Source organism: Streptomyces sp. NPDC028289 (assembly GCF_055565975.1).
This window is the reverse complement of the sequence record NZ_JBVHTI010000003.1, coordinates 1,098,544-1,109,883: the sequence shown is the minus strand read 5'-3', so window position 1 is coordinate 1,109,883 and position 11,340 is coordinate 1,098,544. Positions and strand designations below refer to the sequence as shown.

The window sequence follows — 11,340 nt, the reverse complement described above, 5'->3', positions numbered from 1 at the left end:
AACGCACTTGATGTCGCAGTCCTAAACGACTGCCTCGCCCGGCTGGCCGAGATGATAGCGGTGGCTCAGCGGACCATTTGGGGACGAGCTTGCCCCCTGAGCACGGGCCCGGCTCTCTGACCAGCCAATATAGCTGGGACGCACGGGCCCTCCGGAAAGGAGTGGCCAGCTACGGACCAACGGAGTCCGTAGGACGGTGTTTGAGTATCCCACTTCGGACGCCCGAGACCTTTACCTTGAGAAACCTCACGCGGCGGCCTCCAACTGCGGCAGCCAGGTCTGGAATGCACTTCACCAAACTAGAAGTTCCCCATTGGAGGCTCGAAAGCAGTCGGCCCCTACCCAGCGCACGCCGCCGGTAGACCGTCCGCTGGGAAACTCCGCAAAGCTCCCCAGTTTGCTTCGGGGATCACCCTCCGACAGGCCGCCTCCGGGTCATCACCACATCGTGAACCCGCTCAGCGACTGCGGTCGGTACCTCATGTTCCCAGAAACGCAATACAACCCAACCCGATGCGCTCAAGTGCTCGGTGGTCTCCCGATCTCGCATGATATTACGGTCCAGCTTCGCTCGCCACCAAGCCGCGTTTGCTTTTGGGTTGGTCGCATGGTTGGGACAGCTGTGCCAGAAACATCCATCAAGGAAGACAGCGACCTTTAGTTTGGTAAAGGCGATATCAATGCTTCGCCGAGGCATGCCCGGCACAGGGAGATGGATGCGATAGCGCAACCCAGCCCGATGAAGGATCTGTCGAACGGCCAGCTCCTGGGGTGTGTCACGGCGAGGCTGTCGGCTCATGCGGTTTGTGACGGCAGGAGACGAGGGCACGAGGGAGTCCATGCTCCCAGTGTTCCCCCTGCTTCCCTGCAACCGAAGCGCGCACTTCGGAGCGCCTGACACGCAGGATCATGGAGTGATCTCCAAGTCGAGTCAAGCAATGATCGGAAAGTAATCATTCGGTGATCAATAGCAGTCAATAGCGCTAAAAGATCACAATGTCAGCGGAATCTTGGCGTCCAGTACTCAAGGTATGCAATCTTCACGCCCTGACCGCGCCCTAGTCGCGCCGTCCAACCGCAGGCGTCGCAGTGCCAGACGAAGATGGTGTGCGTGACTGAGACGCTCACGCACACCACCGGCCTGCTCTCATCATGTGGCGAAGAATCCGAGCTCGCTCTTCCCGAGTCCACCGATCACCAGGGCACGGTCCAGAAAGCGGTTGTACTCCTCGCAGGCAGTCTCGGGAAGCAACGCGCAGCCGTGGCAGGCGGCGAGGTTGCAGGACCCGGGCCCTTGCCCCTTGCTCTCGATGCATACCGGGTCTGAGGAGCACCATGCGGCGTGAGCCAGAGCATTCTCCAGCACTCCTTCCAAGCGGCCTGGCTCCCCCATGCGGACGAGGCCGCCGAGCGTGCCCTCGGAGTCCCCAGCAGCGGTGTAGATGAGTATGCCGGCCATGCCGTCCGGCCCGGAGCTCTCGTAAAGGCGCTCCCGGAGGGACGCCGAGCTGTAGCCGCATTCATAGGTGAGCTGGTTAATGAGCAAGTGCGCAAGAGTGTGCAGAAGAATGAAGCGCGGTGACAGCTCGCGCTGCTTCAGGCCACGCTGCTCAGCAAGGTTCGAAAAACGCTGAGTGAGTAGTTGCGCCTGCTGTAGGACTGCCGGACGCTCCTCCCATGAACCTAGCATCGCCGTGTCGAGTTCCAGGTAGATGCCCTCGCCGCTGACAGCGTACGCGGGAAGCCAGTTACTGCCCGGGCGAGCGACGGTGCGGCGCAGCAGTGCCTTGCGGGATGCACCGTCGTAGGGGGACTCTGCAAAGACTCGGTTGAAGCCCCATAGCACTCGAGTTTCTCGGAGCTTCTCGACGAGCCGTACGCGCGCAAACGCAGCTGCCGCACTTGAGGCGTACTGGCCCTCGGGTTCCCGCACTACCAACTCTTCGGATTCGATGGGGCCCCGCAGTGTCTGGTACTCGGTGGCGCGGAATGGGGCGGGGTCCTGGTCAGAGGCAGGCTGCTCGGTCCCCGCAGCAATGGACTCCGCCTGACGCAAGGCGGCCAAGCCGCGGTCAATCTCCTGGTCACTGAAGCTCTCAAGGAGGAAGGCGTGGCCCTGGGCTGCTTTTCGAAGCATTCTCGCGGGCAATAGGTCTCCATCTTCGAGGAGCACTGCTGCCCTTTGCTGCGCCTGCACAATCACCCCGTCCTGAAGCACGGAAAGGACCTTGGGATCGACGGTTGACGCGGCCGTCTGTGGCACGAATATGGAGCTCTTCAAAAGGGAGTAGTAGACGTTTGCGGCGCCGCGCAGACTGCCGCGGAGAGGACTCCCGCAGGGCTCCCCTTCTCGGTCGATGCCCAGCCAGGGTGCGCCGCCGCGGCACAAGTATTCCGGCCCGCCCGGCTCGAGTCCATTCGAGAGAACTGTAGATGGTCCGCTGTCGGCGCTACTCCTTGTTGATGTGATGCCTTCGAGGTTGCGGGTGGCGCCGCATGTGCAAGAGACCCGCTGAGAAGCCAGGGTGCCGCCGCCAGATGATCGCAGCGAGAGGCGGTGTCCTCGGCAGACGGGTGACGCCGTCTTATGCGTCCACTCGGACCAGGGGAAGTCCTGGAGGTGTCCTCGCTCGCAGATCGCGACGAAGGGGACCTGGGCGAGGAAGGGCTTCCGGCCTGATGTCTCATGTTCCTTGCACACCGGACGGTTCTCCCGGTGGAGCCGGTCTTTGACCAGCGTACGGCAACGCGGGCAGAAGCCCCAGGTAGGAAACCGGAGAACTGGAACGGTGAGGCCTGTGTTGACCTGGTCTTCCGAACGGGTGCGGTAGTCCGGGGGGGAGTAGAGCGCGTCGACACCGAGGTGCTGCTCCAGGCGCCACTCATGGATGCGGAATTCCTCCTGGTTGCGGTCGGCTCCGTGGGGGAACCAGTGATCAAGGCCTGCCGTGATCACCGATGTGCCATCAGACAGCACATGCATGGCCCCGGGCCCAAACGGGGCGACCAGCTGGGAGCGCCGAACCTTGCCGCGGATCATGACTGTCCTTCCTGGATGGCGTACTGCGAGGTGACCTCGATCTGGCATTCGGCGTCTACGCCCCGCATGGAGGAAGGGATCGCCCAGGTCATGCTCTGCGCCTTCTCGTCCGCATACTGGCCGAGGGGCCGCAGGAGCTGGTCACTGCCTGTGGGGCCAAAGTCGCCCCACTGCCCGGGCTGCCATGCCTCCCACTCCTTGCGCATCCTGTCCAGGATGCCGGCTGTCCTGCCAGCTTCGTCCGGATCGCAGAGCCGCACCCGGTCGAGGAGGAGTTCCTTTGCCGCTGCCCAGCCCTCGGCGGGGAACGGCCAGGAGTCAAGCTTCTCTGGGCTGGTCTGCCGGATGTAGGCGACCGCAACTGCGCGCAAGGCCCTGTCCAAGGCGGGCGGGGCGAATGGAGTGGAGCTGGTGGGTTCGACTTGCGCATACAGGCGCTCGTGGTAGCTGCGGAAGCGCTCGAAGTGGCTGCGATCGCGAGGCTTGCCGGCTCCGTACAGGGTGACGACCAAGCCGGGGATGCGGCGTCCGACGCGACCGGTGACCTGAATGTACTGGGAGGTGCTCTTTGGCTGGCCGACGACGACCATGAGTGAGAGGCGGGGGATGTCTATGCCGACCTCAATAAGGCTGGAGGCCAGGCAGGTGTCTACGGCCCGCTGATCACTTGTGAGCTGCCGCTCAAGCTTCTGGATGGCTTCGGGGACCTGATCCTGCCGGAGCCGACTTGTCATCTCCTCAACCCAGTTGAGGTAGCGCATCCCGGTGCGGTCGTTGGCTGAGCGATTGTTGACGGTCCGGAGGTAGTCGGGGATGTCAGACTGCATGAGTGACAGCGAGTTGCCGAGCTCGCGGAGGCTGTTGAAGAAGGCAAGCAGCGTCCACCAGGGGTCGCGGAGGTCCTCGGGGAGGTCCTTGGCAGCCTGAAGCAGCGCGGTGAATGTGCGGACCTGAGTGGTCTGCATCGAGCCGAGGGCTGGGGCGTGGACGCCGATATAGCGCCGCCCGGGCTTGAGTGTTCCGGTGTCCTGATCACGGTCGTAGACCGCGAAGAAGGAGTCGGAGGCATCAATGCCGTGCGGGGGGAAGAGGTGGACTCGCTCGCGGCCGTAGAGGGCTTTGACTTGCTCCTCATGCCGACGGATCGTAGCGGTGGAGGCGACGATCTTGGGAAGGACGGGCGCGCCGTCACGCCGGTCGGTGCACAGCTCCTCAATGACGCCCTCGTAGAGGCCCGTGAGAGAGCCGAGCGGGCCGGCGATGAGGTGCAGCTCGTCCTGGATGATCAGCGAAGGGGGCGAGTAGGCCCGGGATCCATCCTTGCCGAAGCCGAAAAGTGCCTGGGCCTTGGGCCGCCAGGCGATCAAGGCGAACTTGTCCACGGTCCCGATCACAAGTGTGGGCCGCTGCTCGTAGAGGTCGTCGTCGACCACGTAGACGGGGAGCGGCGAATCCTCCGTGGAAAAGCGGCACTCGTTGTCTGGGCAGATGAAGCGCACGGTTCCGCGGTACTCCGAGTAGCCAGCTACAGGCGTGCGGACCGCCACCCCACTGCGTCGGCCAGTCTTCCGGCGGCTTTGCCTGGGCGCGGAGTCTTCCTCCTGGCTTGGGACGGGGCCCATCTGAGCCGCGCACCAGGGGCAGCGCAGCAGCAGGAACGGGTTGTCCTGCTCTCCACGGTGGAGCTTGCCGAGTGCAGTCTTCGCATCCGCACGTGAGTTGGGGGTGGTCTCGCCGCCGACCCAGATTCCGATGGAGAAGGGACCACCGAGGTCCGGCTCTGCTGCGCGCAGCTCCTCAAGGGCGCAGATCAGTGCGGCCGCGCGTAGGAACTGCTGGGCGGTCAGCAGACGCAGGGTGTAGCGCATGAGAACAGTGACACTCGCGTCGCCGGGATCACGCAGGCGCCGAAGCAGCATGGAGAATGCGGACAGCCCGAGGTATGCCTCAGTTTTGCCACCGCCGGTTGGGAAGTAGATGAGATCAACGGCCTCACGGTCATCGTGAAACGGCTCGGCGCTTGAGGGGATTGCGGCGAGAAGAAAGGCAATCTGGAAGGCACGCCAGTTTCCCTTGCGGTTGCGGCGCGCCGCGTCCTCGTCCGGCTGAGCTCCCTCGACCTCGAATCGCCCGTTGGCGGACCGTGTCGCACGCAGGGGAGCCCCGGAGCGCAGCTGCTGGCGCAGCATGGCACGGTTTGCCATCCGAAAAGCACGGCCCACATCGCTCCGAGCGTCACGGACCATTTCCAGCCCTTGCCTCATCCGGACCAGGGCCTTGCGGCAGCCTTCGATGTGCTGAGCAGCGGTCGGCCGGTACCGCTCGTCGAGGCTGGCAGCCTTCTCTTCGAGCCCCTCGATCCACTCGGCGTATGCGCCTACAACCTGCTCTAGACGCTCAGGACCGCCAAGGCCGTCTTCAGCCAGCTGCTCCATAGAGACAGTGAGCGGGCTGCCGTTCTGCCGGATATCAGGTGTGATGCTGGGTGCCTCGTACCAGGGCAGCGGGTCCGCCTTGGCCCAGGTAGCCCGGCCCCCTCTGGGATCGTCCCAGTCCGCGGCACAGCCGTGACCTACGGCAAAGGTCCGTGATTCCCGGTAGAGCAGACTGAACGAGGCGTCGTCCGGGTGGTTCTCGGCTTCGGCCGCCTCCGGGTAGGGGGCGAGCCAGCCGTCCTGCGGTTCGACGGTCATCTCGGCCTGGAACAGGCTCACGGCGTCGAGTGGCTGGGTTCCGGGGGCCGACCGGTTGACGAGGGCGACTGTGATCAACCTGCCGTCCTGGTGGCTGCGCACGTTGACGATCAGTTCCAGGTCAAGCCCGTCAATGTTGCGCGAGGCGTCAGCATCTGGCTGCGGCTTCCGCAGGACCCGGCCGGGCGTGGCGATCTCGCCTGCGGGCAGTTCCCAGACAGCGATAACGGGGTTGCGTACCCACCACCGCCGGGCATCGCCCGCCACACGCACGTTCTGGCGCCGGTAGCGGCCTCCTGTGAAAACGATGCGCAGAGCTGCACTGCTGCCGCCCGCAAGCATGAATGACAGGCCCATGGTGCTGGGACGTCGGTCATTCGCGCCGGCGAGGTCGAAGTCGTCGTCCTCGGGCGGCCCGCCTGTGCGCTGTGCAGCTTCCTGCAGGCCCTCGACAACCTTTCCGTCAAGCTCGCCATCCCCGAGACCGGCGACTACCGTGTGGTCCTCGTCCGCGGGCTGAGTCGCGTTCTCAGCGGGGTACAGGACGCCGACGCCGTAACGGATCAGTGGATCCCGGTCGAGGACCTCCTCTCCAGACTCCTCATCGACCCACGGGCCGCGGGCTTCCTCCCGTTTGTCGAACGAGTCCCGGTCGAGAGGCTTGCCGGCGGGCGCCGGACCGAGCAACTCGGCCCTCAGGGCGTCGATAACGTCCTCACGCGAGCCGAGGTGGTCGCTAATGGTCATTCTGCCTTCTCCTTGAAGACCTGCTTACGGAAGCCGGGGCGTGCGTCCTGGGACATCAGCACCGTGAGTTCGTCTCTGGCGCGGGAGGCACCCACGTAAAACAGCGTCTGTTCACGTGCCGACCCGAAAGAGGTGATATCGGTAAGGATGACCGCGGGAGAGTCCAGGCCCTTGAATGCGTGCACTGTCCCGTATCGCACCACTCCCGCCCGCATGGAGCCGAAGGGCACGAGCCGACTCCGCCAGCGGGGATCTCGGCAGGTACCAGCTGCGCTCTGGTCATTGCGCATCGGAGACAGGACGACGATGTCCTCGGGCCGGAACCCTTCGCGAGTGAGCTGGGTGAGCCTGTCTGCCAGCAGCCGTTGCTGTTCCTCACTATCCGTCCACCACAGGTGCTCCGCGGTACGGTCGTTGGAGGGCCGCAGTGTTCCGGCGTAGCCCGGGTCGAGGTCGGACGTCGCTTCCACGTAGAACGTGATGTCGGGGACGCTCCGGCAGTTGTGACGGAGTATGAATACTGCCGGCTCGCCCGCCGTCCGTCCGTAGAGGGCTTCCATTCCCTCGCCGTCGGAGTCGTATAGTGCCTGGCGCGTGAAATCTCCGAACGCCAGCCACTGGCCACTTGACAGACCACCGCGCAAGGAGGAGTCGAGGACGTTGAGATAGGACTCGCGCATCAGATCCTGTGCCTCGTCGATCACCAGCACATCGAACGGCGGGCCGTCGCGCTCCAGCAGTGCTTCCAGGGCGAGATCAGGCAGCCCCTCGGTGAAGAACGTGTCGTCGCCCTTGGCCGCGGGACGCGTAGAGGGCACCAATCCCACCATGTAAGAGTGAAGGTGAGCTGCCGTGATCCCGTCCACCTCGGCGGTCTCTTCTTTGAGCCATTGGCCCAGCTGCCGGTTAAAACAGCACAGCAGGACTCGGAGACCACTTCCCGCGAACCGCCGTGCCGCCTCCACCGCCACGAACGTCTTGCCCGTCCCTGCAGCTCCGCGGACCAGGCACCGCCTGTTAGCGGCGATCATGTCGAGCACCTCGTACTGCTGCTTTGTGAAGATCTGTGTCTCCCGCTCCATCCGCTGCCGCCGCAGCTTGGGTGGCTCAGCAAATTCGAATGAAGGCCGCAGCGCTTCCAGGATTCTGTCGGTCTGGCCGGAATCTGGAGCGGTGGATGTCGGGTTGAACCAGCCTGCTGTGGGAGTCGAGGTGAGGTGCGCGCGGTGGGCGTCCAGGACCCCGGCGATCAGAGCGGAAATGGGGCGGCTGTGCAGAGCTACTGTGTCTATCGCCTGCCATGAGTGCCACTCCATGGGGCCTGACACCGCAAACCGGCTGTGCGTGAACAGCACCGCGGAGGTCATAGGTACGGCTCCCAGCCCACCGCCGTGGCCTATGAGCTTCTCCTTGACCGCATGCATGGCCTCATCGGCCTGTTGGAACGGGCTCCTCAGGGTTGGTTGCTGGCTGCCCAGCCGCCACTCACCACTCGGGAGGCGCCTGACCTGCAAATGAGCCTTCACCTCTAGGACTAGGATTCCCTTCCCGGGCACGATGATGACGAAATCAGCCTCGCCCTGGATCTGCCGCGGGTGGTTGGCGATCCCCAGCGAATGCAGCACCACCCAACCTTCCGTGCCAGGGTCATCGCGCAGCCGCTGGAATACCTCTTTCTCTCCGGGACTTGGGGTGGTTTCCGGATCGAAGGACGACGGGATCATGCGCGCCATCAGGGCACCTCCGAAGTGCGGAGCCGACAGAGATAATGCGGGGGAACGCGCAGCTGTCCGGGGAGAACGGCGTCGACCAGAGCCACCCGCGCGCCCGAGTCCGTGTCGTCCAGGGGGATCTCGCACCAGCAGTCCGCCCAGAGCTGCTGCCACAGATCCCCGGAGACAGCACGCTGCACGGCCTCGGCGTAGCCCCGCCCGGCGCTGCGGTGCGCCTGGTCGATTCGGCCGAGAGCAGCCCAGACGTCCTGCGCTTCCCCTCTGCGGCCCAGGTAGGCCATGACGACAGCGAAGTCATCTCTACGTCGGGTTCTGATGCACCAAGGGCTCGTCCAGTAGTCCAGGTTGGTTGTCACCGCGCCGCGCGCCATCAAGTCCTTCGCAACCCCCCGACGACCATCTGGGTGATGGGCAATACGATCACCCAGCTGCGTTTTCCACCCCCGCTGTAGCGCCCGCAGCATAGGTGCGTCGTCGCCCAGGACGACATCGGCCCGCTCGACCAGGCTCTGATAGTAGGAGCTACCGCGAAGTACGACGTAGTCGCCGACCGAAATCGAGGCCCCGTCGACGGCCTCGACAGAGGGCTCATCATCTGGATCCGGCTCAACCAACAGGATCTTGTGAACGCTGGATTCCACTGGCAGCAGGACATACGAGCCGTCGGCGAGCAGAGCCGCACGGGCCTCCACCCTCTCGTGACCGCCTGAAGCGCCTTCCCGCAGAACTTCAATGGGAAGTCCCGCGACAGCATCCTGCGTCAGGGAAGCGACATCAAGATCCGTCAACAGGGGTTCTGCCGTCTCAGGCGTCGTAGCACTCGTGAGCTCGGACGGTGTTCCGACTGTCCTCGTGGCGCGGCGGCGTACGCGCGTTGGCATGATGCCGCGCAGTACAGGCCCCTCGTCGAATAGCGGCTGTACGTCCAGCGGCTCACGGTAGAAGTCATAGTGGACCAGTCCGAGCCGCGCTGCCCGGGGAGCATTCAGCACACCCGGCGGAAGCCAGCCGACCGGTCCTACGACCACGGCCGAGTCGTACACCTCAGCCCCCAACAGGTCACTAACCAGGCCAATCTCCATTGGGTAGTGGATCGCGCCAAATGCGCGGACAACGGTGTCCTGGTAGAAGCGGTTGGTCACCGCCACAAGCGACTTGCCCTTGCGGCCAGACGACAGGAAAGTCATAACCCCGGCCGCAAGCGGATTAGAGATGTCCGACCCCAGGCGCGTCAGAGCCTGCGCGACGGCGGACAGCTGGTGCACCAGGTCGGCATCCGCAGCCTGCCGCAAACGAGCGCTAATGCCTGCCAAACTGTGCGCCGTCTCCTGAAGCCTGAGCTGCAAGCTATTGAGGGGCACCGGCACGGTACCGAGGAGCCACCTGACACGCCGGATCTCGACGCAGGCCTGCCTCCACAGGTCCGAGCTTTCCAGCTCCCCTATTGCACGCAGGAATTGCGAAGCTGCCCGCATGAACGAGTGCACTCCCGAGTGGTGCACAGGCTGCTCCTCGATAGTGCAACCTGCGTGCTGGTAGACCTTGTCTACCTCCCACAGACTCATCGTGCCGCCCCCCTGCCCTTCCATGCCAGCAGTTCAACTCCCGGAGGAATACGGCTGCCGAGGTCTCTGGGCACGTCGACGTTGGCCACGCTGCGCCATCGGTTTTCGTAGAGCCCGTCCGCAGCTGCCAGCGCTGACGGGCTTGTGCGCTCGACAACGGCCACCGTTACGCCCGCGAGACTTGCTCCAAGCCACCGCCGAACCGTTGCCGCACCGTCGAGCACGGCTACAGTCGGCCGGCAGGATCGCACTACGTCGCGGTACTCCTCCGGATCGCCCCGGCTCGACAGCACCACACTGCGATAGTGGGATCCAGGCGAGCGGACTGCGCGCAGACGCAGGAGGTCCTGCAGGGGCAGCGCCGGTCCTCCGGGTGCCCCGACGACGACCTGGGCTTCAGCCAGGACCGTGTTCCTTACCCCTATCACGACGCTGTGCAGCGAGCAGCGTCCGTAGAAGTCGGTCACCTGTCCGGCCAACAGCTTCTCAGCGCCGACGGGTATTTCAAGCTCTTCGCTGAAGCGGTTCCTGCCCGTGTAATCCTCTGGCAGGTCCGGCCAGCGGAGTACTTGGAGCCGGTAGTCGTCTGCTGGAAACCACGAAATCGGTCCAGGACGCCGACCAGGACTCTTGCTGCCCGCGAGTTCGTAGACCCGCCCATGATGGTTCTGAATCGCCCCGCCGAACACTCCCGTGTACACGCGCCGTCCCTGCCCGGGACCCTTGATGGGAATGACTCGGACACAGGAGCCGAGGGGCAGGTCTTGGGCCTGGTCGAAGTTCTGCTCCAAGTCCGCAGGAAACACGTCTTCCTGGGATGCCCGGTTCACCACACCGTAAGCCAGCAACACTGCGATGTAATCACGCGTCGGAACGGACAGCGCCACTACCGTGTTTGAGCCTCCGTCGCGCAGGCCTGCCGCCCAGTACCCGATCTCCGAGAACCATGCCGCCCACTCAGGCAGCGTCTGCCACCTGTCGCCGACGAGCGTGGACACGCCACGGAGCGACGTCTTGCCTCTTGCCACCGCCCCAGCCCCCACCAAGAGAACATCCCGCAGCACCACCATCAAGGGTCCCCCCCTCCGACAGTGCGTGGATCTTACAATATCTTCACAGTTAAGCCACTCCCCTTTTACTCAGTAGAGCGCCAGAGGAAGCGAAGGGGACGGCTCCGAAGAAGGGCTGCTTGAAGGCGCCTGGGGCGGCTACATGCACGGCACTACACGCCCCAGTCCCGCGGCACTCCCGATCGGCCGCCGTCGCCCGTCCCCCTCCGCCTAGTTGTAGCGGCTTCTGGACCATCCGTGGACGAGAAACGACGATGCGGTCGACCAGAGGTGCTTGAGCAGCACGGATGTCGAGACTCGAAGCCCCCTCCGGAGCCGTGTGCGCAGGTTCGAATCCTGCCGGGGGCACTCGCCGGTCAGAAACTTGAAAGTGCGATCTGACCAGGGCGGATGCCTATAGATGAGGGCGGGAGTCAGTCTCACTGACTCCCGCCCTCTCTCGTTGTTTCTCACTGTTCACGCACTATCTGCGATACACGCGACACGCCTCCG

Annotated in this window: 6 protein-coding genes; all 6 read right to left on the bottom strand. The window is 64.4% G+C overall.

The features are described 5' to 3' along the window. Nucleotides 1–409 precede the first annotated feature (409 nt). Nucleotides 410–841 (bottom strand): very short patch repair endonuclease, encoded by a 432-nt coding sequence (locus ACZ4UV_RS19145; RefSeq protein ID WP_467839153.1) that lies wholly within the window; start codon nucleotides 839–841, stop codon nucleotides 410–412. A 309-nt stretch (nucleotides 842–1,150) separates the two neighbouring features. Further along, complete coding sequence (drmB, locus tag ACZ4UV_RS19140; RefSeq protein WP_467839150.1) at nucleotides 1,151–3,040, bottom strand: DrmB family protein; 1,890 nt, start codon at nucleotides 3,038–3,040, stop codon at nucleotides 1,151–1,153. Further along, nucleotides 3,037–6,480, bottom strand: coding sequence for a helicase-related protein (locus ACZ4UV_RS19135; protein WP_467839148.1), 3,444 nt, complete (start codon nucleotides 6,478–6,480; stop codon nucleotides 3,037–3,039). Before ACZ4UV_RS19135 ends, drmB begins: the two co-directional genes overlap by 4 nt. Continuing rightward, entirely contained in the window at nucleotides 6,477–8,213 is a 1,737-nt protein-coding gene (locus ACZ4UV_RS19130) for a nuclease-related domain-containing DEAD/DEAH box helicase (protein ID WP_467839145.1), read from the bottom strand. Before ACZ4UV_RS19130 ends, ACZ4UV_RS19135 begins: the two co-directional genes overlap by 4 nt. Next, on the bottom strand, nucleotides 8,213–9,802 hold the full coding sequence (locus ACZ4UV_RS19125; RefSeq protein WP_467839142.1) for a hypothetical protein: 1,590 nt from the start codon (nucleotides 9,800–9,802) through the stop codon (nucleotides 8,213–8,215). The genes ACZ4UV_RS19130 and ACZ4UV_RS19125 overlap by 1 nt, the downstream gene beginning before the upstream one ends. Next, entirely contained in the window at nucleotides 9,775–10,848 is a 1,074-nt protein-coding gene (locus ACZ4UV_RS19120) for a hypothetical protein (protein WP_467839139.1), read from the bottom strand. The genes ACZ4UV_RS19125 and ACZ4UV_RS19120 overlap by 28 nt, the downstream gene beginning before the upstream one ends. Nucleotides 10,849–11,340: the final 492 nt, after the last annotated feature.